The following is a 21,030-nucleotide window of genomic DNA, read 5'->3' as shown; positions in this document are numbered from 1 at the left end:
GTGCAGAGTCCTGAGGTCTCGGCGGAAAGCCGCTTGCGACTTCCTAACCAGTGAAGGCCTGCAGGCCGGTCTGAGCCCTGCCCAGAATCAACGCATGCACATCGTGGGTGCCTTCGTAGGTATTCACCGCCTCAAGATTCATCACATGGCGGATCACATGATATTCGTCGCTGATGCCGTTGCCGCCGTGCATGTCCCGGGCCTGACGGGCGATATCCAGCGCCTTGCCGCAGTTGTTGCGCTTGATCAGCGAGATGACCTCGGGCACCAGTTGGCCTTCGTCGATCATGCGCCCCGCCCTCAAGGCGGCCTGAAGCCCCAGGGCGATCTCGGTCTGCATGTCGGCGAGCTTCTTCTGGATCAACTGGTTAGCGGCCAGCGGGCGACCGAATTGCTTGCGCTCCAGGGTGTAGTCGCGCGCGGCATGCCAGCAGGCCTCGGCCGCGCCCATGCTGCCCCAGGCGATACCGTAGCGGGCACGGTTGAGGCAGGAAAACGGCCCCTTGAGGCCGGTCACACCCGGCAGCCGCTGAGCATCGTCGATCTCGACGTCCTGCATGGCGATCTGGCCGGTCACCGAGGCACGCAGGCTGAACTTGCCCTCGATCTTGGGCGCCGACAGGCCTTCCATGCCCCGTTCGAGGATGAAACCGCGCACCAGGCCCTCGTCGTCCCGCGCCCAGACCACGAAGACATCGGCGATCGGCGAGTTGGTGATCCATGTCTTGGTGCCATTGAGCCGCCAGCCGTTCTCGGTGCGTATGGCCCGCGTGGACATGCTGCCGGGGTCCGAACCATGGTCCGGCTCGGTGAGGCCGAAGGCACCGACCCACTCGCCGCTTGCCAGTCGAGGCAGGTAGCGGTCCTTCTGGGCCTCGCTGCCAAAGGCATGGATGGGATACATCACCAGGCTGGATTGCACGCTCATGGCGCTGCGATAGCCGGAATCGACCCGCTCCACTTCGCGGGCGATCAGGCCATAGCTGACGTAGTTCATGCCCGCGCAGCCATAGCCGTCGATGGTCGCACCCAGCAGGCCCAGCTCGCCCATCTCGGTCATGATCTCGCGGTCGAAGCGCTCATGCCGATTGGCCTCCAGCACCCGAGGCAGCAACTTGTCCTGGCAATAATCGCGGGCCGTCTGCTGGACCAGACGCTCCTCCCCGTCGAGCTGGTCGATCAGGCGGAAGGGGTCGTCCCAGGTGACGGGGGTGATCTGGCTCATGAGGGCGCTCCAAAATATCTACATTTTGATATAATGTAGACTCAAATGCCGCCGCTGCCAACCCCGGAACGCCCCTTTGCGCATGGCGACGCGATCAGGCGTCGTCCTCACCGGCCCGGTAGAGTTTCTGGATGCTGGAGAAATCCAGCCCGCCATTGCCCTGGGCACTGTGCAGGGCAAAGAGGTTGCGCGCCTGGGAGCCCATGGGCACGCCGGCACGGGTCTTGAGCGCCAGTTCCCAGGCCAGCCCCAGATCCTTGGCCATGAGGTCGGTGAGAAAGCCGCCCTGATAATCCCGGGAGGCAGCCGATCCCTCCATCACCCCCGGCCAGGGATTGTAGACGTTGAGCGCCCAGTTGCCGCCACTGCTCTGCTTCATGATCTCGGAGAGCACCGCCGGATCCAGGCCATTCTTCACGCCGAGCGCGAGCGCCTCGGCGGTACCGCTCATCAGGATGCCGAGCAGCATGTTGTTGCAGATCTTGGCCACCTGGCCGTCACCGATCCGCCCGGCATGGAAGATATTGCGCCCCATGCACTCGAGCACAGGTTTGGCCTGTTCGAAGCCCGCCTCGTCACCGCCGACGATGAAGGTCAGCGTGCCGGCCTTGGCGCCGCCGATACCGCCGGACACCGGCGCATCCAGGTAGCTCAGGCCACGTTCGGCGGCGGCTTCGCCGACAATGCGGGCATCGTCGGGCGAGATGGTCGAGGCATCGATGATCAGCGGCTTGTGGCCGAGGGCGTCGAGCAGGCCCTGGCCGTCGGCGCCCAGATAGAGCCCTCGAACGTGCACACCGGCGGGCAGCATGGAGATGACCACCTCGGCCCCCGCACAGGCCGACTCGGCACTCTCGGCGCGCCGCGCGCCCTCTTTCTCCAGCGCCGCCATGGCGCTCTCGACGAGATCGAAGACCACGACCTCGTGGCCGGCCCCGACCAGGTTGGTGGCCATGGGCGTGCCCATGTTACCGAGTCCGATGAAGGCGATTTTCATGGCACTGCTCCTCGATCGTTGGTGAGTCTTGTATTGGATTCGTTCGCCAGTTCCGAAGCATTGTCTTAAGAAAACACTGCTTAAAAGTCGACGAGCGAAGTGGGCTTTCCCGGTGCCCACTACCGTTGAGCATTTGAAATGCTCTCTTATTGGATTCTCTGCCCGACTCCCAGATCCCTGAGGGGATGCTTCTCATCCTCCCAGGGCGACTTCATGAGCGCCTGCACATCCGACTCCGGCACGCTGGCCACATCGCGATGGGACCAGCGGGGCTGCTTGTCCTTGTCGATCAACAGCGCCCTCACCCCCTCGGCGAGATCGCCGCGATGGCAACATTGCACCGACAGCGCCAGTTCATCGCGGAACGCATCGGCCAGGCTGCCGTGACGATGGCGTTCCAGCATGCGCCACACCAGATGCGCGGTCAGCGGACAGCCGGTTTCCAGCCTGGCCCGGTTGGCGGCCAGCCAGGGGTCGTCGCTGTCATCGGCCAGCAGTCGGGCCACCGCCTCGGTCACTTCGCTGCGATCGACCATGGCCTGCAGGTGGTCGCGATGCCGCCACACCCGTCCCTCGGGTGCCTGCTGGCGGTCCTCGAAGCGATCGAGCACCTGCATCACGACGCTACGACAGGTCGACACCGCACGCTCGCCGTAATCGGCCTCGGCTAGTGCTCCGAGCAGATCGTCGCGGCGCTCCCGTGGCACGAAGCGGTCCCCCAGCCCCACATCCAGGGCGTCGCGGGCATTGAGCTGGGCGCCGGTCAGGCCAAGATAGGCACCGATGCCCTTCGGCATGCGACCCAGGAACCAGCTGGCGCCGATATCGGGATACAGGCCGATGGTGATCTCGGGCATGGCGATCAGCGTGGTCTCGGTGACCAGCCGCTGGAAGCCGCCGGCCATCAGGCCGAGACCGCCGCCCATGACGATGCCGTCGCCCCACACCATCAGAGGCTTGGGATAGGTATGGATGCGGTGGTCGAGACGGTACTCGGCCGTGAAATAGGTCGCAGGAAAATCCGACTGGCTCGTTTCCTGAAGGGCGCGATACAGGGCCACCACATCGCCCCCGGCGCAGAAGGCCTTGTCACCACTGCCCTCGAGCCAGACAGCCACTACCCGGGGATCCACCGCCCAGGCATCGAGCTTGTCGGCCACTAGCTGAATCATCTCCAGTGACAGGGCGTTCAGGGCCTTGGGGGCGTTGAGCCTGGCCACGCCGATACGCCCGCCGCCGCGCGTGGGCAGTTCATCGAAGCAAACCGCGAGGTCCGTCATCGCTGTTCTCCTGGTGTGGTGTCCGGTTATTGAAGCGACTCGATGACGCCATCGGCCAGCAGCCGACGAGCGGCGATCAAGCGCATGATCTCGTTGGTTCCCTCGAGGATCTGGTGCACGCGGGTATCGCGCACCAGGCGTTCCAGGGGGTACTCCCGGATGTAACCATAGCCGCCATGCAGTTGCAGGGCCTCGTTGCAGACATTGAAGCCGACATCGGTGGCGAAGCGCTTGGCCATGGCGCAATGCGCGGTGGCCTCCGGGTCCTGTTGATCGAGCCGCCAGGCGGCGTGGCGGACCATCAGCCGTGCCGCGGTGAGCTCGCTTGCCATGTCGGCGATCTTGAACTGCAGCGCCTGGAAGGAGGACAGCTCGCGTCCGAACTGCTTGCGCTCGGCCAGGTAGTCCCGCGACAGCGTCAGGGCATGCTGGGCAGCACCCAACGAGCAGCTGGCGATATTGAGCCGACCACCATCCAGCCCCTTCATGGCGAGCTTGAAGCCCTCGCCCTCGTTGCCCAGCCGGTTGCCGACCGGCACTCGCACGTCGTCGAAGCTGACCAGCCGAGTGGGCTGGCTCTTCCAGCCCATCTTCTGCTCGTTCTTGCCATATTCGATGCCCTCGGCATCCGCCGGCACCAACAGGGCCGAGACACCGCCCGCCCCGCTGTCCGGCTCGCCGGTGCGGACCATTACCACCAGCACTTCCGTGGCACCGGCACCGGAGATGAACATCTTCGAGCCGTTGATGACATAATCATCGCCCTCCCTGACCGCCCGTGTCCTCAGGCTGGCGGCATCCGAACCAGCCCCGGGCTCGGTCAGGCAGTATGAGCCCAGCGCCTCACCGGCTATCATGGCCGGCACATAGCGCTCTCGCAGGGCCTGATCGCCCCAGCTGGCGACCATCCAGGTCACCATGTTGTGAATGGTCAGATAAGCCGTGGTAGATACGCAGCCCTGGGCGAGTTGCTCGAAGATCAAGGACGCCTCGAGCCGCGACAGGCCAAGCCCGCCATGTTCCTCGGGGGTATAGATGCCGAGGAAGCCCGCCTCACCGGCCCGACGGATCACCTCCACCGGGAAGTGCGAGTCTGCATCCCACTGCGCGGCATGCTCGGCCAGCTCGGCCCGGGCGAAATCGGCGGCGGCGTCGGCCAACGCCTTCTGGTCTTCGGTCAGCGCAAAATCCATGGAAAACCTCTCATCGAACGGTGATGGATGACCCGCCGTGCCGAGGCACCGGGTTTCCGGCCTGGCGAGGCATCAACCTAGCACTTGCTAGGTTTATCCCATATCACCCCATGGTCGAACAAGCACTTTACGTTAACGTAAACCTCGTCTAGGGTTGCCTGACGAGGTGGAAACCGCCGGTGAACCACCCGGCCACAGGAAACAACGTCATGAGTCGATCACCCTCCCAGGCCCCCGATGAAAGTGCCGAGACCCTGCCCCGGCAGCAGCGTACTTACAGCATCGGTGAATTGGCCAGAATGTTCGAGGTGACCCCTCGCACCATTCGCTTTTATGAACAGGAAGGCCTGCTGGCCCCTTCACGACAAGGCCAGAAACGCATCTACCGCGAAAAGGACCGGGTCCGGCTCAAGCTGACCCTGAGGGGCAAGCGCCTGGGCTTCTCGCTGGCCGAGATCCGCGAGGTGGTGATGATGTACGACGCCATGCCCGACGGTAACGCACGCCAGCTCAAGCGACTGATCGAGATACTCGATGAGAAGCGCGCCAACCTCGACCGCCAGATGGAAGACATTCGACTGATGCGCCTGGAGATCGACGACGTGGACCAGCGCGCCCGGGACGTTCTGCGACAGTTGGGGAAGGAAGATTGAAAACCGCAGCCCCGAGACACGAGCCGCGAGACACGAAACTCAGAAACCGCAGCCCCGAGACACGAGCTGCGAGACACGAAACCCTGATACCAGGCTTGGGTAGCTCATAGCTCGTAGCCCGTAGCCCGTAGCCCGTAGCCCGTAGCCCATTCACACAACAAGACGAGGGCCCCATGCCAAGCCACATCAGTTACGTCAGCGGTATCAGCGACACTCCCTTGAAGGGGCAGACCATCGGGGATTGCTTCGACGAGACCGTGGCCCGCTTTCCCGAGCGGGATGCCTTGATCTGCCGTCATCAAGACCTGCGCTACAGTTGGCGGAGCCTGCGCGAGGCCGTCGACCGTGCCGCCCGGGCACTGATGGCCCTGGGGGTGACGAAAGGCGATCGGGTCGGCATCTGGTCGCCCAATTGCGCCGAATGGGCGATCACCCAGTTCGCCACCGCCAAGCTCGGCGCCATCCTGGTCAACATCAATCCGAGCTATCGCACCCACGAGCTGGAATACGCCCTTCGCCAGTCCGGCACCTCGACACTGGTCTTGCAGGGCACCTTCAAGAGCTCGGACTATGTCGCGACCCTAGCCGAACTGGTACCGGAACTGCAGGACGCCGAAAGTGCCGCAACGCTGCATTCGGAGCGGCTTCCCGACCTGAAACGGGTCATCTGTCTCGACGATGCCCGCGCCCTGCCCGGCATGTGGCGCTGGTCGGCCATGCTCCAGCGCGCCGGCGAGGTCTCCGTCGAACGCCTGGCCGAGATTCAGGCCAGCCTGGATTTCGACGAACCTATCAATATCCAGTACACCTCCGGCACCACCGGCGCGCCCAAGGGCGCCACCCTTTCCCACCACAACATCCTCAACAACGGTTTCTTCGTGGCCCGCACCATGAGGCTCGACGAGACCGACCGCATGGTGATCCCGGTGCCGCTCTATCACTGCTTCGGCATGGTCATGGGCAATCTCGGCTGCGTGACCCACGGCACCGCCATGATCTATCCGGGCGACGGTTTCGATCCCCTGGCCACGCTCGAGGCCGTCAGCGAGGAAAGGGCCACCGCTCTGTACGGTGTGCCGACCATGTTCATCGCCGAGCTGGAGCATCCCGAATTCGAGCGCTTCGATCTCTCCTCTCTGCGCACCGGCATCATGGCCGGCTCCATCTGCCCCATCGAGGTGATGCGACGCGTCATCGAGCGGATGAACATGCAGGAGGTCACCATCTGCTACGGCATGACCGAGACCAGCCCGGTGAGCTTCCAGACCCAGACCGATGCGCCGCTCGACAAGCGCGTGACCACGGTGGGCACCATTCATCCCCATCTCGAGGTGAAGCTGGTCAGTCCGGACGACGGCGCCGCAGTGCCGCGCGGCGAACCAGGCGAACTCTGCACTCGGGGCTACAGCGTGATGCTCGGCTACTGGAACAACGACGAGGCCACCGCACACGCCATCGACGCGGCCGGCTGGATGCATACCGGCGATCTCGCCACCATGGACGACGAGGGCTACGTGGCCATCGTGGGTCGCATCAAGGACATGATCATCCGCGGCGGCGAGAACATCTATCCCCGCGAAATCGAGGACTTCCTCTACACCCACCCCGCCATCTCCGATGTCCAGATCATCGGCGTGCCCGATGAAAAATACGGCGAGGAGATCATGGCCTGGGTCAAGCTAAGCGAAGGAGAAGACCTCGACGAGGAAAGCCTCAAGGCGTTCTGCGAGGGGCGCATCGCCCACTTCAAGGTGCCCCGCTACGTGAAATTCGTCGACGAATTCCCGATGACCGTCACCGGCAAGATCCAGAAATTCAAGATGCGCGAAGAAGCCGTGCATGAGTTGGGGCTCTAACGGAAGAAGGAAGAAGGAAGAAGGAAGAAGGAAGACAGGCTAGCCCTAAGGTTTGGAACATCAAGAATCTTCTTCCCTCTTAAAGGCGCTTGGCGCCGTTCTTATCTCTTCCAGCGGCATCAGCCGCGATCTTCCCCCTTCCAGCCCGGCGTAGCCGGGCGTTCTTCCTTCTTCCAGCGGCGTCAGCCGCGTTCTTCCAGGCGCGCAGCGCCTGGTCAGTGCTCCCTCGTGTGATTGAAGCGGATGTCCGGCCAGCGTTCCTGGGTCATCTGCAGATTGACCCGGGTCGGGGCGATGTAGGTGAGGTGGCCGCCGCCGTCGATGGCCAGGTTGGCACTGGCTTTGCGCTTGAAGTCTTCCAGCATCTTGGGGTCGTCACATTCGATCCAGCGTGCGGTCTGCACGTTGACGCCCTCGTAGATGCAGTCGACCTTGTACTCCTGCTTGAGCCGGTGGGCGACCACGTCGAACTGCAGGGTACCCACCGCGCCGAGGATCAGGTCATTGTTGTCCAGCGGCATGAACACCTGGGTCGCGCCTTCCTCGGAAAGCTGCTGGAGCCCTTTCTGCAGGGCCTTCATCCGCAGCGGATCGGTGAGGCGCACGCGCTTGAACAGCTCCGGAGCGAAGTGAGGAATGCCGGTGAAGCGCATGTCCTCGCCCTGGGTGAAGGTATCGCCGATCTGGATGGTGCCATGGTTGTGCAGGCCAATGATGTCACCTGGCCAGGCTTCTTCCACATGGGTGCGATCCGAGGCCATGAAGGTAAGGGCGTCGGCGATCTTCACGTCCTTGCCGATGCGCACGTGCCGCATCTTCATGTTTCTTTCGTACTTGCCGGAACAGACCCGCAGGAAGGCGACGCGGTCGCGATGGTTGGGATCCATGTTGGCCTGGATCTTGAAGACGAAGCCGCTGAAGCTGCCGTCCTCGGCCTCGACGACCCGCTGGTCGGTCTCGCGGGCCTGCGGGGACGGCGCATACTCGACGAAGCCGTCGAGCATCTCACGCACACCGAAGTTGCCCATGGCGGTACCGAAGTAGACCGGCGTCAGCTCGCCGCGCAGGTAGGCGTCGTGGTCGAAGGCGTGAGACGCCCCGCGCACCAGTTCGACCTCCATGCGCAGTTCCTCGGCGGCATCCTCGCCGAGTACCTCGTCGACCTCGGGATTGTCCAGCCCTTCGATCCGCTTGTCCTCGGAGATGCGGTTGCCCTGCCCCTGGGTATAGAGGTGGATCACATCATTGTAGAGGTGATAGACGCCCTTGAAGTGACGCCCCATGCCGATCGGCCAGGTCATGGGCGCGCACTGGATCTTCAGCACATCCTCGACCTCGTCCATTACCTCGATGGGGTCGCGGATGTCGCGGTCCATCTTGTTGATGAAGGTCAGGATCGGTGTGGTACGCAGTCGACACACCTCCATCAGCTTGATGGTGCGACCTTCGACGCCCTTGGCGCCGTCGATCACCATCAGCGCCGAATCCACCGCCGTCAGGGTGCGGTAGGTATCCTCGGAGAAGTCTTCGTGACCCGGCGTGTCGAGCAGGTTGACGATGCGCCCGCCATAGGGGAACTGCATCACCGAGGTAGTCACGGAGATACCACGCTCCTGCTCCATCTTCATCCAGTCGGAGGTGGCGTGGCGGTCGTCTCGCTTGCTCTTCACCGAACCCGCCATCTGAATGGCATTGCCGAACAGCAGCATCTTCTCGGTAATGGTGGTCTTACCCGCGTCGGGGTGCGATATGATAGCAAAAGTGCGTCGAAGCCCGGTTTCATGGGCTTGCTTGGCGTCTGTCATGAGGCTCCGTCAGCATTTTGTACACACCTTTGTACATATTCCTCAAAGTACTCCGGTGCATATGTTGAGGTGATGGGCGGATTGTAGCGCGAGGTTGGTGGGTATGTCGCTGATATCCATCCCCCCTTGGCCTCGCACCTCTCGAAACGGGTTGAGTCGTAGCCCTCCCGCTATCGCACGAATAGCAGGTTGTCGTCCCGGTTCTGCCTGATAATGCTGTATAAATAGACAGAACCAGTAAGGGAGTTCCACCATGCCAAGCAACATCGCCCTACCTCCTACGAGTTGCTCGCCCAGCGCCCCCAGACTCAGATCGCCGCGGGTAACCGCCGAGAGAACCGCCAGGCCCAACTCAAACCGGAGGAAAGCGATAGCCAGGACGACTGGGATCGACTGATCGATGAGATCAGTGAGAACGAGAATGTGGATGTGACGCGCGCCGAGGAGAGCTGGTTGGTCGCTGGGTACCGACTGAGGCGTGACGTGTCCACGCAGTATCAGATCACACAGTGGCGAAAGCGGCTCAATCGCCACGGATGGATCGGCCTAGGCCGGGCAATACCGTCCACCAAAGAATGGATCGAGTTCCACAACAGATGGAGAGGCTAGCTCTTCTACAGCAGACGGTTCTGGTACTAAAGACTATAGAAGAACTCACGGCTACAATACCGGAGAGGCTCCCACCTAAGATGGAGACCTCTCCGGCATGTCATTGGAGATTGTCATGGTGCGGGAGTTGTCTCCCCCTTGCGCTACCTTTTATTCATCATTTTCGTTTGCATGCTTCAAGTATCATCTGCAGACCTGCTTGTAGTGCCCTCTGATCGGCTCCCGCTTCGTCAACCGGGTCCTCTTCGAAGTGCTGCACGATATTTTCCTGTTGGTTGTCCCAGTCATCGAGCAAGGCCTCCGCATGTACGCCCGCCGCTTGAAGCGCGTTATCCAAGCCTCCCCAGTGATCAACGGAATCCGTGTTACCAGACAGGTCAGAGTCGTCAGAGGTGTATGGAATCTTCGGCGCTCCCGGTAGCCGCAATGCATTAGCGGCGCTCTTCAGGCCGTTGAAGATGTCACCGAACGAGATGTTTTCGACATCGCCCATTTCGTCGGTAGTCAGGTTGTCGTTGCTCATGAGCCATTCCTCCTTGTGGGGGTTTGCTATACGAAAGCCACCATGTTGTGGACATCCACAATACGGCTTACTGCTAATCCTGAAGGATCAGTAACGACATCTTTAACAGCCATCACTAATGTTTTAAATACGCAATAACAAATGAGAAACAATTGCGACATTTTGTTACTGAGCGCCCATTGGATCAGCTGGGGAACATGATGTTGCTGGGGATAGGTAATGCCGGTCCCAAGAACGGGATCGAGAGGCGAATATCGCAAAACACCAAATTATTACAAACCTCACCATATTGTAACACTTCGTATATAATCATTCTTAATAAGAAAAAAGACGAATATGACAAAGAAATGCAGGGAATGGTTATGGCAGATTCATGCGAACCAAGATATTACCTAGCCTTTAAAGATCTTTTGGAAGGCGACCCAGGACCTATGAACGCTTATTTTTTGCAAAGACGGCTATGCCGCGGAGAAGCAAACAGGTTAGATCAGAAGGAATTGATGGAGCTGGCCGTGCGACCTCTCTGACATCAACATGGCACCGTTGATGAGGGCAGCCTTTCTTCCTCGAGATAGACGCATCGTACACCTGCCAGGCAACCACATGGTGGATCTATTATGTAATTTGGCCGGCAAGGCTGGGAGGTCTCGATACTCCCTCTCCTTTCTACCGGCCAAAGTGCTGCACTTTATTTATGCTTCAAAGCTCATGGATCATCAAGCACCAAGCCTGGCGAAGAGTTCTGGCTCTGCGATGTTCAGCCGGTCACGGATCGTTTTCGGCACGAGGCGCCGGGCTGAGATCCGTGGGCAGGACATCTCAGGGACAATTCGCTCGATACCATAGAGATCAAGGTATTCCTGATAATTGTCGAAGGTCTTCCGATCTGCATAATCGATGAAGGTCTCGGATGCCGCCCCATTGGCAAGGATGACATCATGGCACTCAGTTTCAACATGATACACCTTGTATTGTGACGGTAGATCGGCCAGGGGGACCATGCGGATACTGTGTCCATTCACCAATGCCGAGGCGTTAATGATAAGACCGTCCAAGACCATACCATGGCTAGCAGTGAGGGTCAGATCGCTATGCGGAAGTCCATGACCCAGAGCATCTGCATCAATCTGCACAGGTTGCATACGCTCTGCGAGCCGTGACTTGACGAGTGTCTGGCGCCCGACCCAGCGAACAGGAACTGACTTGCCTTTGTCCGACAGGATGACATCCCCCACTTGGAGTTTCTCCACAGGTATTTCGCCACTAGGAGTTGCAATCAACGTGCCTTCGGCAAAGCAGATGGGCTCTTCAATTTCCGTGAAGTCAACTGTGTGGGTATTTTCCCCATCTGTGACCTGAACCGAACCGCTCTGGGAATTTCCATCTTCATCGTCGGTCGCTGAATAGGAGTCTTCAACTACCGTATATCCCTCTGCCAAATTGATAGTATCGTGATCGGAGCCTCCGTCACCTCCATCAATGGTCACGCTGCTACCATCAGGAGCACCAGAAAAATCGATAGTGATGGTATCGTCACCATCTCCACCGATCGCAGTATCACCCGCTGAAACTGTGATTTGGTCATTGCCGCTATGGCCATCAAGGACGTTAGCTTCACCATCGCCGACCAAGGTGTCATCTGCAGCCCCACCAGTGACATTTTCGACGCCACTATAGGTATTGCCATAGTTGTCATTACCAGCTTCTAAATCTATATTGAAAACTTCATTTTCGACAGCGGTTCCCGAAACTCTAACGGTATCCGCCCCCTCTCCACCATTGAACTGATCAGTACCGAAACCGGCTAACAAGGTATCATCACCACCGCCACCATTCAGAGTATCATCACCATGATCACCATCTAGGACGTTAGCGGCCGCATCGCCAGTCAGCGTATCATTTCCATTCCCTGCAGTGACATTCTCCACACCACTATAGGTATTGCCATAGTTGTCACTACCAGCTTCTAAAGCTATATTGAAAACTTCGTCTTCGACAGCGGTTCCCGAAATTCTAACCGTATCCGTCCCCTCTCCACCATTGAACTGATCAGTACCGAAACCAGCTAACAAGGTATCATCACCACCGCCACCATTCAGAGTGTCATCGCCATGATCACCATCTAGAATGTTAGCGGTCGCATCGCCAGTCAGCGTATCATTTCCATTCCCTGCAGTGACGTTCTCCACACCACTATAGGTATTGCCATAGTTGTCACTACCAGCTTCTAAATCTATATTGAAGACTAGATCTTCGACACCGGTTCCCGAAACTCTAACGGTATCCGTTCCCTCGCCACCATTGAACTGGTCAGTACCAAAACCAGCTAGCAAAGTGTCATTACCACCCCCTCCATTCAGAGTGTCATCGCCACCCAATCCATCAAGGGTCATTACCATCTAGCGCATCAATAGTATCATTGTTTGAAGTCCCTTCAAGATTGTCGTCGTTATTTGTCCCTGTAATATTAGCCATTCAATACTTCCCTGCTTATATATTTCAAAGAATTACCAAAAAACCAAAAAACATTTGGCTTCGCGTAAGCATCACGCTTCTCGAACCACCCATGAAATTGCTGAAAAACCTCTACAACTTCTTGGATCGACAAGCTGCGACCCCAGGACACATTATGTTTTATGAAGAATATTAGCCAGCTAAATCAGGAGAAAATTGTAAAAATTCTATACTTTTAGTTAAAAACATCTTCAACCCATTGACGAGCAGGCATCCCTCTCCAAGCTTCCTCCCCACGGACGCTTAAAGCTGACTTTTCGCACAACTGACATCAGCATGTATTACATATTTTGTAGTCAATATATTACATACACCCCCCAAAAAACAGATATAGGCGCCAGGCTTAGGTTTTTTGTACCCACCACTCAAGAGCGTTACACTGCTAGACATTCCTTACTATTAAACTCAAGATCTTAGCTATTTTATAACCAGTCTATTTGGATGATTTCTCACGAGCTCTACCTGAAAAAAGCCAATGGATGCAGGGTTATCAGACGTAACACCTAAAACTCACTCAGAAGATGAGTCGCCTTGGCCGGCTTGCCGACTATGGCCCAAGTTGATGGCCGTCCAGGGTGTTACGTTCTTCTGAAAAGTAGAACCGCAAACAGCGCTCGACGCAGGACACAGCGTGACCATAGCGCGGTAACTTTTTGCCAGCTTGTCGTAGCGGGTACAGAGTCGCTGCTTTTCCTTCATCCAGCCAAATAGACGCTCTATCACATTGCGACGCCGATAACGCGGACGCTGGAACAGGCGGGGGATCCTGGCTTGGGGCGGCGGTGCATCTTTCGATACCGGATAGTCGGCGTATCCCGCACCGGTCGCAGTATCGACCCAATCGATCACTATCGTACTCTCGGTCGGCAAGCAGATGGCGACAGCGCTTACGGGGACGGCCCCTTACGACCTGGCAAGCGGATCTGCTCCATGACGGGAACGAGATAGCGTGAATCGGTATGCTGACCAGGCGATAGCAAGAAGCTCAGGGGCACACCATTGATATCGCAAACCAGGTGGATCTTGGTGGTCAGACCGCCTCGGCTTCGTCCAAGTGCAGGGTCTACCCGTTCCAGAGCCCCTTTTTACCGCCACCAGCGGCAGAGCGAGTCGCACGAATCGAGGTGGAATCCACCATCCTGGTATCGAGATCCATGTAGCCATCTTCCCGAAGCTCCAAGTGGAAGCGTGACAGGATGCACTCGAGTGTGCCGTCATCTCGCCACTGATTTTTTCAGACAAAGCGTAGGGATGATAAACGAAAACAGGGCCGCCTAAGGCGACCCCGTACCGACCAGTGCGCGCTGCATGCTTATCTAGACTCTTCAGTCTATATAGGGAGGGCGGCTGAACCCAGGTTTCTCATCCTTACCCTTTGGGGTATAAGTTGTTTGAGAACCATTGTCCGGGCTTCTTTTTTTTACCCCGCAAAGATAGTCCTTGAAATTCTCCAAGGCCTTCTTTATCTTGGGCAACCCTGAGCTTGAAGTGGCTCCTTCTTTACTCAACCTGGCTACTTCCCGGCTTCCAGGTGCAATCGGCCACCCCTCATTCTCTGCAGTATCAATTGCGCTATAATCGCATTCCTTTTCTTTTGATTTTGCTATAAAAAAAGGCTTTCCTTCATTTTTCCCCATGGAGGTGGGGACAGGGATATAAGAGAACTTGCACCTTGCAAAAGAAGCAACACTCATTAGCTCCCTACCAGAAAACAGAGATAGATTTTTCATGGGGCTTCTCCAGCCAAAACAACCAAGACAATAATACCCCACAAACACAAACAAACATACAAATAAACACCACCCCAAACACCCAATTAAAAACAAGTAACATATCACCATGATTACCTTAGAGTTTACATGGAAAACAAATATTATTCCAATACAGACTATTCTCAAGCAAAAACAGTTTGCATACCAAAAAAGGCACTTTACCTAACAAAATCGGCGCGTAGCTTCTGAACTACTCAATGAAATCATAGAGGTATCCAAATACCCTGGGCACCTTCACGGGTGGGATACATGGGACCAGGGGCATTTGAATGCACTCGTATCAACTCCGGCGAGAGCCGGCCATCGATTCCCTGCGTATTGCCCGCCCTCTCCGGCGGGATCTTTTTTGCCTACCGCGGGACGGATATGCAGCCGATCACCAACAGCGCGGCGCTGACCGCTACGTCGCACGACTCCAGATAGACCGGAAACACGACGAAATGCGGCTCGAGCGCGAGCTGCGGGAGGTGTGGCAGTGAACATCAAGGAAAGGAAAGTGCGGCTTATCGAGGAGAAGCGCCAAGCCCGTGCCAAGGGAAATATCATCACGACACCTCGGCATCCCATCATCGGTAGCCGCTGGGCTGAGCCGAAAGACCCGATCACCGCGGTACGAGCCGCTGATTCAGTTGTGGAGGTAGCCATGCATACCAGCGAATGGAGCCGGCACTCGCGCGACATCGAGCATGTCCGCGAGCAGTGCGGCGACCCCGAAGCGGTGACGGATTTCGCCACGCACCTCGTCGAGGAAGACTTGCTGGGATGTGGCATCGCTGAACTCGGCATCGAGTTCACCGTGGGCCACTTCAATGGAAAGTTACGCACGACGACAATGTGCGATACGAAAAACAGAAAGAATCTATTTTGGCGAAGATTCCGGGCGGAATCAGGGGACTGAATGCTACAGAGGGAGACAGGTAGGATTACAGGGGGGCGAGATGATCGCAAAGGTACGTCGAAGCCCGGCTTCATGGGCTTGCTTGGCGTCTGTCATTACAGCATGGCTCTACTTTGCACTTGCCCTTGCACTCAAGTCCGAACGCAACCGGGCGAGTATGGATGAGGAAGGCGCCAATTGTACCGGCAAGCCCGGTCCGGTGCTACGCTGCCTCAGATTGCCAACGCCATTCACAGACAGGAGACGACGATGCACCGCCCCTCCCGGCAAACGATGCTGCTGACCTTTTTCCTGCTCCCGCTATGCGGATCGCTCGTCGCCTGCGCCCCGGAGGCGGCAACACTGGAGCGGCAACCGGAGACGACCGCCACGACCGATACCGATGTCGACACCTCGGCACATGACCCTGTGTCGGTCGCCCGGCATTACTTTCAACGGCTCGAAGCCGGAGACTTTGACCAGGCCTACAACATGTGGGCACCCACGAGTTCGACTCACGAAGGCGGGCCCGATCTCTTCGAGAAGTCCATGCTCGCCTACCAGGCCTTCGATGGAGAAGCGACGGGAGATACCCGGACGGAAGGCGCCGCCGGCACGCTGTTCGCCGAGGTTTCAATCCGGGTGTCGGGCACTCGCCGCGGCGAACCGTTCTCGCATGAAGGAACGATGACGCTGAAGCGCTGCAACGATGTGCCGGGATGCAGCAAGCAGGCACGGCATTGGCGCATTCAAACGATCGATCTGGAACGCGAATGAAGCGGGCATCGAGCCACTCGACGCACTCATTCCCCCCGGCAATAGCGACCGGCGCGCCGTTCACTGCGCGATATCAGCGCCTCTCGGCGGCCTCTGGCGTCTCGTCGTCTTCCCCGCGCAGCACCCCGATGGACTTCTGCTCCTGCGTCCACTTGCCCTCGGGCTTGTCGACGTACTGGAAGCGTTCATTGGTGAAGCTGCCCTGCAGGCAGAGGTAACGATAGGACTCGCTCTCCACCGAGTCGACATCGATTACCTCATCGAAGACGCCAGGCCCGGTCATATCGAAAACGCCGCACTGGCGATTCCCGGCGATGTTGTCACCAATGGCCTGGCACACTGCTTGTATTTCGGCCTGACCAGGCCGACTGGCGATGAAGTAATTGGTCAACCCGCCCTTTCGGGAACGAACGAACAAGGCTTCCCGCTCGGTTCCCAGGATCCGCTCCAGCGGCCAGATCAGATGGGCGTCGATATCCATGTAGACACCACCATGGGCATGCAGCACCAGCACCCGCCAGAAATCCGCCTGGGCGGCACCGATCTGGAGTCGCGAATAGCGCCGCGACACCTCGGCTGGATAGTTCGCCTCGATGAAATCGGCGCGCCCCTGGGTCGAGACGAAACGATATTCGAAGGTCGGCGCCATCAGGCGATTGCAGAGATAGTTCAGATAAACAGGCAGTGTCACCCGGTCGGTGAAGTTCGTCTGCCACAGGATTCTCGGTATGGTCGACGGCCGACGCGCCCGGATCAAGGGCGCGGCATGCGACGGCAGGGTGAAGCGCTTGTCGGGCAGCACCCAATGGAATGGATAGCTCATCAACTTGAAGACATTGCCCGTCAGCTTGATCAGACGGCCAACGAAAAGTCTCGATAACGACGCGCCTGTATTGGACGCCTGCCTTGTCATGTCATCGACTCCATGATGGTAACGGTTACCTTATTACTGTTCGTGTCCCGCTGATCACAAGCCCGGAATGCCGATCGGTCCCGGCACATCCGGAATAGGCGAGCAGCCACTCAACTGCACCCCGATGGCAACGATTAAAAGGCACCACAGTATACGCGAGATGGACATGGCAACGACCTCCCCTGGCCAGCCTTGAGAGAAACCATTGGAACGTCGGCCACGTCCCTTCCATGACGGGCCAGTATGCCAGTCTCACCGCTTCTGTGACATATCCGTTGAAGGCCTCAAGGCCTCAAGGCCAACCAGGGAGATTCACCCTCCCGGTCGAGTGCCATCAGATCGGCGCGATAGGTCAGGGCCAGACGATCGGTCTCGAGCACCTGACGCGGCGTGCCATTCGCCACTCGCTTGCCCGCCGCCATCAGCCAGACTCGATCGGCGTAGGTCGCGGCCAGGTTGAGGTCATGCAGTACGCAGACCACCGCCATGCGGCGCTCCACCGCCAGCCGCCGCAACAGGCGCATCATGCGTTGCTGCTGACCAAGGTCCAGAGCACTGGTTGGCTCGTCCAGCAACAACAGGCCACCATCCCGATCATGGTCACGACGCGCCGCAGCCAGCTGGCACAGCGCCCTGGCCACCATGACGCGCTGACGTTCGCCGCCGGATAGGCTCGATACGCCCCGCTCGGCCAGGCAGGCAAGCTCCAGTTGACCCATTATTTCCGCGACTGCCGCCTCCCCCGGATCGCCGCTCAGCACCACCAGATCGCGTACCGGCCAGTCGAACCCCGTCGGCTCGAACTGGGCGACCAGCGCCCGACGCCCGGCCAGTGCCTCGGGCGTCCAGGCGTCCAGGGACCAGCCGTCCAGGGTGACCGGCCCCAGTTGCGAATGGCGAAAGCCGGACAGCATCGTCAGCAATGTCGTCTTGCCGGCCCCGTTGGGACCAACGATGGCCAGCACCTCGCCCGGCGTCACCTCGCCGTGCAACGGCGAAAGGCTCGGCGCATCGATCAGGCCGGCGTGATGAAGACTCAGCATCCCTGCCTCCCGCGCAGCAGCAGATACAGGAAATAAGGACCGCCCAGCAGGCTCGTCAGCAGCCCCACGGGCATTTCCGCCGGCATCGCCAGCACACGGGCCAGGCTATCGGCCACCACCAGCAGCAAGGCGCCGCCCAGCATGGAGGCCGGCAGCAAAAGGCGATGCCCCGGCCCCAGCCACAAGCGCAGGCAATGTGGCACCAGCAAGCCGAGAAAGCCGATGATGCCGCTCACCGCCACGCAGGTACCGACGCCCAATGACGTCGCCATCACCACGCGACGCCTCAGTCGCCGGCCATCCAGCCCCGCGGCATGGGCCGTCGCCTCGCCGAGTTGCAGCAGATCGAGATCCCGCGCCCGGCGCAGCAAAACGATCAGTGCCGGCGGCACCAGCACCAGCGCCACCAGGGTCGCTCCCCACAGCGAATGCGCCAGGCTGCCCATGCCCCACAGGCTGAGCTGGCGGAGCTGTTCGTCACTGGCCAGGAAGGCCAACAGGCCACCGCCGGCACCGGCCAGGGTATTAATTGCCAAGCCCGCCAGCAGCAGGGTGAGCACGGCTCCACTGCCCGACCGCCGACGCGCCAGCCCGAAGACCAGCAGGCAGACACCGAGCGCCCCCAGGAAACCGGCCACGAACTGGCCATAGAGACCGAAGACATCACTGCCGGGGAACAACACCACCCAGACCGCCACGCACAGTCCGGCGCCACTGGCCAGGCCCAGCAGGGTCGGGTCGGCCAGCGGATTGCGAAACAGCCCCTGCATGGCGGCACCGCTGCCTGCCAGCATCGCGCCGACCAACACGCCCAACAGCAAACGCGGCAGGCGCAACTGCCACCAGACCTGCCAATCCATCGCCGTCACTTCGCCCGCCACGAACTCGACCGGCGAGACACCGAGCGAACCGGAGGCGGCGGCCCAGGCCAGGCCCAGCAGCAAGGCCAGCAACAGCCCGCCCAGCACGCCGAACCGACGCGTGAGGCGACGCCGCGACACCCCGCCTACCCCGGCACGCGGCAGGCTCATGTCCATGGCGGCACCTCGCGTTCGACCAGGGCGCTATCATCTTCCATCAGTAAGGTGTCGAGACGTTCGCGCAGTTCCAGCAACAGCGCAGGCGTACGCGGCCCGAACCCGAGCAGCCCCTGGTCATCGATCACCAGCAGTCGCCTGTCGCCACCGGCCGGCGTCATGTCGAGCCCCGGCATCGCCCACAGCGCCTCTTCGCCCCCCATGGCCTCCAGCCCGCGGCGCGATATCAACACCACCTCGGGCGACTGGCGGGCCAAGGCTTCGGCGCCGACCGGCTTGTAGCCCTCCATCGCCGCAAAAGCATTATCGAGCCCCACCGTTTCCAGCATTTCCTGGGCCGCGGTGTGCTGGCCGGCCACCATCGGCGTCATCCCGCCATGACTAAGGATGAACATGGCCCGCAGGTTCGGCCGCTCGGGCAACGTCGCCAAGGCATCGAGTTCATCGCGCAGCGACTCGACCAGTTCGCGCCCCTGCGCTTCGAGGCCCAGCGTCTCGGCGACGGACCGGACCTTGTCGGGAATCGACGCCAGCTTGTCGGGGCTTTCGATCACCTCGACCGCCACCCCGGCGGCCTCGAGCTGCTCGAGGGTCTCCGCCGGTCCGGCATCGCCGCTGGCCAGGATGCGGTCCGGCTTCAGCGACAGCACACTCTCTGCCGAGAGGCGCCGCAGATAGCCCACCGAGGGCAAGTGGGTCACCGTCTCCGGGTACAAGCTGGTGTCATCCCGGCCGACCAGGCGATCGGCCGCGCCAAGCGCCACCATGGTCTCGGCGATATCGCCCCCCAGCACTACCCAGCGCTCATCATCGGCCATGACGGGCATCGTCATGCACAACAACAGGCCCATGAGGCAGGTCCGCCAGCCAAGTACCGTTGTCATGCCACCGCCTCCCAGCGCGGGAAGGCCTCCAGCAGGTGCCGCCAGTCGGCACGCTCCGCCTGACCCTCGCGCCGCTCGGCATAGAGCTGCAGGATCAGCCGGCCCTGATCGTCGAAGGCCTCGAGGCTGGTCACCCCTCCATCGGCATTGGGCTTGTGCACCCGCCATACGCGCGCGATGGCGTCGTCATTGAGACTCAGCGCAAAATCCGCATCGGACAGCGTCAGGCGACCATCGCACCATCTGGGCAGCGGCAGCTCGCCGGTGCGAATCTGCACGCAGCCCGGGCTCGCGACGAAACACATCAGCGGCAAACGCCGCTCGCTGGCCCGCCGCAACACGTTCTCCAACGCCGTCGGCGCCAGCGCCTCGGTGAAGCGCCCCTCCATCAGGGCATTGGCCTCATGGCGTTCCAGGCCATGGCGGCGCAGCAAGGTGAAGAACTGATGCACATCACGCATGGCCTGCCATTCCTCAGCCAGCCCCTCGACATCAGAAATGGCCCTGGTCGGCCGTGGCATCTCCTGGGTGAAGGCCGGTTCATCCTCGGTGGCCACCTCGAACAGGGCCGTCCAGCCGTCGCTGAGCGCCGTGTCCAGGGCTCGGCAGCTATGCAAGGTGCGCCCGTGCTGATCGAAGACCTGTACGCGCCAGTCCACCGAGCCGCAACGCGGCCGTTCCCGCACCAGGCAAGCCCAGTGCCAATGGGAGAACAGCAATCGCAGGTCCAGCCCACCCGGCGCCAGCAGCAAGCCGGCGGCATCGCCACCGGCCAGGCGCGGATAACGCCCGCGCTGGATCAGGGTCGCCGCCGTCGAACGGGTCCTGGCCTCGACCTGGCCGAGCGCCTCGAAACGGCGTGCCAGTTCGCGAGGCGCCAGCGACAGCGTCCAGGTATCGCGACCTAGGCGCGCCGCCTGAAGCTCGCCCTCGCTGATGTCCAGACGCCGCGCAATGCGCTCGACGGGTTGGGTCGGCGATGTCTCACGCACCGCATCAAAGGCATCGAGGATCGCGCGACGGCGCGCCGTGCTGGAGATTCGAGAAACGTTCATGATCGTGACCTCCGCTT

General features: G+C 60.0%; 18 protein-coding genes and 1 pseudogene. 5 read left to right on the top strand and 14 right to left on the bottom strand.

Translation table 11 applies throughout. The annotated features are described in order from the left end of the window. Window positions 1-43: 43 nt before the first annotated feature. From FZZ93_RS04385 to FZZ93_RS04370, 4 genes are all read right to left on the bottom strand, one after another. Entirely contained in the window at window positions 44-1,225 is a 1,182-nt protein-coding gene (locus FZZ93_RS04385; protein WP_149321116.1) for an acyl-CoA dehydrogenase, read from the bottom strand. Window positions 1,226-1,319: 94 nt separating this feature from the next. After that, window positions 1,320-2,222, bottom strand: coding sequence for a 3-hydroxyisobutyrate dehydrogenase (gene mmsB, locus FZZ93_RS04380; RefSeq protein WP_149321115.1), 903 nt, complete (start codon window positions 2,220-2,222; stop codon window positions 1,320-1,322). A gap of 146 nt (window positions 2,223-2,368) precedes the next feature. Further along, window positions 2,369-3,502, bottom strand: a complete 1,134-nt coding sequence (locus FZZ93_RS04375) for an enoyl-CoA hydratase/isomerase family protein (protein WP_149321114.1) — start codon at window positions 3,500-3,502, stop codon at window positions 2,369-2,371. 26 nt (window positions 3,503-3,528) lie between these two features. Beyond that, the gene (locus tag FZZ93_RS04370) at window positions 3,529-4,695 is read right to left on the bottom strand and encodes an acyl-CoA dehydrogenase family protein (protein WP_149321113.1); all 1,167 of its coding nucleotides are present in this window, start codon (window positions 4,693-4,695) and stop codon (window positions 3,529-3,531) included. 209 nt (window positions 4,696-4,904) lie between these two features. Here FZZ93_RS04370 and FZZ93_RS04365 point away from each other — a divergent pair, with 209 nt between their 5' ends. Then, a complete protein-coding gene (locus tag FZZ93_RS04365; RefSeq protein ID WP_149321112.1) occupies window positions 4,905-5,348 on the top strand; it encodes a MerR family transcriptional regulator in 444 nt (147 codons plus the stop codon). Window positions 5,349-5,521: 173 nt separating this feature from the next. Continuing rightward, window positions 5,522-7,204: an AMP-binding protein gene (locus FZZ93_RS04360; RefSeq protein WP_149321111.1), complete on the top strand. Its 1,683-nt coding sequence runs from the start codon at window positions 5,522-5,524 to the stop codon at window positions 7,202-7,204. A gap of 215 nt (window positions 7,205-7,419) precedes the next feature. Here the strand turns inward: FZZ93_RS04360 and FZZ93_RS04355 are convergent, their stop codons facing one another. Further along, window positions 7,420-9,009: a peptide chain release factor 3 gene (locus FZZ93_RS04355; RefSeq protein ID WP_149321110.1), complete on the bottom strand. Its 1,590-nt coding sequence runs from the start codon at window positions 9,007-9,009 to the stop codon at window positions 7,420-7,422. A gap of 285 nt (window positions 9,010-9,294) precedes the next feature. Here FZZ93_RS04355 and FZZ93_RS18755 point away from each other — a divergent pair, with 285 nt between their 5' ends. Next, window positions 9,295-9,618: a DUF1654 domain-containing protein gene (locus FZZ93_RS18755; RefSeq protein ID WP_149321109.1), complete on the top strand. Its 324-nt coding sequence runs from the start codon at window positions 9,295-9,297 to the stop codon at window positions 9,616-9,618. A gap of 157 nt (window positions 9,619-9,775) precedes the next feature. Here FZZ93_RS18755 and FZZ93_RS04345 read toward each other — a convergent pair whose 3' ends face one another. From FZZ93_RS04345 to FZZ93_RS04325, 4 genes and pseudogenes are all read right to left on the bottom strand, one after another. Further along, window positions 9,776-10,141 carry a hypothetical protein gene (locus tag FZZ93_RS04345; protein ID WP_149321108.1) on the bottom strand — a complete coding sequence of 122 codons (366 nt, stop codon included), beginning with the start codon at window positions 10,139-10,141 and terminating at the stop codon, window positions 9,776-9,778. 716 nt (window positions 10,142-10,857) lie between these two features. Next, window positions 10,858-12,540 (bottom strand): Hint domain-containing protein, encoded by a 1,683-nt coding sequence (locus FZZ93_RS04340; RefSeq protein ID WP_149321107.1) that lies wholly within the window; start codon window positions 12,538-12,540, stop codon window positions 10,858-10,860. A 662-nt stretch (window positions 12,541-13,202) separates the two neighbouring features. Next, window positions 13,203-13,880: pseudogene (locus FZZ93_RS18750) on the bottom strand (IS5 family transposase); the annotation flags it as partial. 100 nt (window positions 13,881-13,980) lie between these two features. Continuing rightward, entirely contained in the window at window positions 13,981-14,385 is a 405-nt protein-coding gene (locus FZZ93_RS04325; RefSeq protein ID WP_149321105.1) for a hypothetical protein, read from the bottom strand. A 517-nt stretch (window positions 14,386-14,902) separates the two neighbouring features. On the opposite strand from FZZ93_RS04325, the gene FZZ93_RS04320 reads away from it, so the two are divergent. Together FZZ93_RS04320 and FZZ93_RS04315 are read left to right on the top strand one after the other, a co-directional pair. Next, window positions 14,903-15,325: a hypothetical protein gene (locus tag FZZ93_RS04320; protein ID WP_149321104.1), complete on the top strand. Its 423-nt coding sequence runs from the start codon at window positions 14,903-14,905 to the stop codon at window positions 15,323-15,325. Window positions 15,326-15,574: 249 nt separating this feature from the next. Further along, window positions 15,575-16,081 carry a hypothetical protein gene (locus tag FZZ93_RS04315; protein WP_149321103.1) on the top strand — a complete coding sequence of 169 codons (507 nt, stop codon included), beginning with the start codon at window positions 15,575-15,577 and terminating at the stop codon, window positions 16,079-16,081. Between the two features lie 73 nt (window positions 16,082-16,154). Here the strand turns inward: FZZ93_RS04315 and FZZ93_RS04310 are convergent, their stop codons facing one another. The 5 genes from FZZ93_RS04310 to FZZ93_RS04290 form a co-directional block, all read right to left on the bottom strand. After that, the gene (locus tag FZZ93_RS04310) at window positions 16,155-16,994 is read right to left on the bottom strand and encodes a glycosyltransferase family 32 protein (RefSeq protein ID WP_149321102.1); all 840 of its coding nucleotides are present in this window, start codon (window positions 16,992-16,994) and stop codon (window positions 16,155-16,157) included. A gap of 284 nt (window positions 16,995-17,278) precedes the next feature. Continuing rightward, on the bottom strand, window positions 17,279-18,037 hold the full coding sequence (locus FZZ93_RS04305; RefSeq protein ID WP_149321101.1) for an ATP-binding cassette domain-containing protein: 759 nt from the start codon (window positions 18,035-18,037) through the stop codon (window positions 17,279-17,281). Next, window positions 18,031-19,074, bottom strand: a complete 1,044-nt coding sequence (locus FZZ93_RS04300; RefSeq protein WP_281290357.1) for a FecCD family ABC transporter permease — start codon at window positions 19,072-19,074, stop codon at window positions 18,031-18,033. The genes FZZ93_RS04305 and FZZ93_RS04300 overlap by 7 nt, the downstream gene beginning before the upstream one ends. Next, a complete protein-coding gene (locus FZZ93_RS04295; RefSeq protein WP_149321100.1) occupies window positions 19,065-19,958 on the bottom strand; it encodes a heme/hemin ABC transporter substrate-binding protein in 894 nt (297 codons plus the stop codon). The genes FZZ93_RS04300 and FZZ93_RS04295 overlap by 10 nt, the downstream gene beginning before the upstream one ends. Further along, on the bottom strand, window positions 19,955-21,013 hold the full coding sequence (locus FZZ93_RS04290; protein WP_149321099.1) for a ChuX/HutX family heme-like substrate-binding protein: 1,059 nt from the start codon (window positions 21,011-21,013) through the stop codon (window positions 19,955-19,957). Before FZZ93_RS04290 ends, FZZ93_RS04295 begins: the two co-directional genes overlap by 4 nt. Window positions 21,014-21,030: the final 17 nt, after the last annotated feature.

This window comes from Halomonas eurihalina (genome assembly GCF_008274785.1).
In the GTDB taxonomy this organism is placed as follows: Bacteria; Pseudomonadota; Gammaproteobacteria; order Pseudomonadales; family Halomonadaceae; genus Halomonas; species Halomonas eurihalina.
The sequence above is the reverse complement of the archived record's forward strand: the minus strand, read 5'-3'. Positions and strand labels throughout refer to the sequence as shown.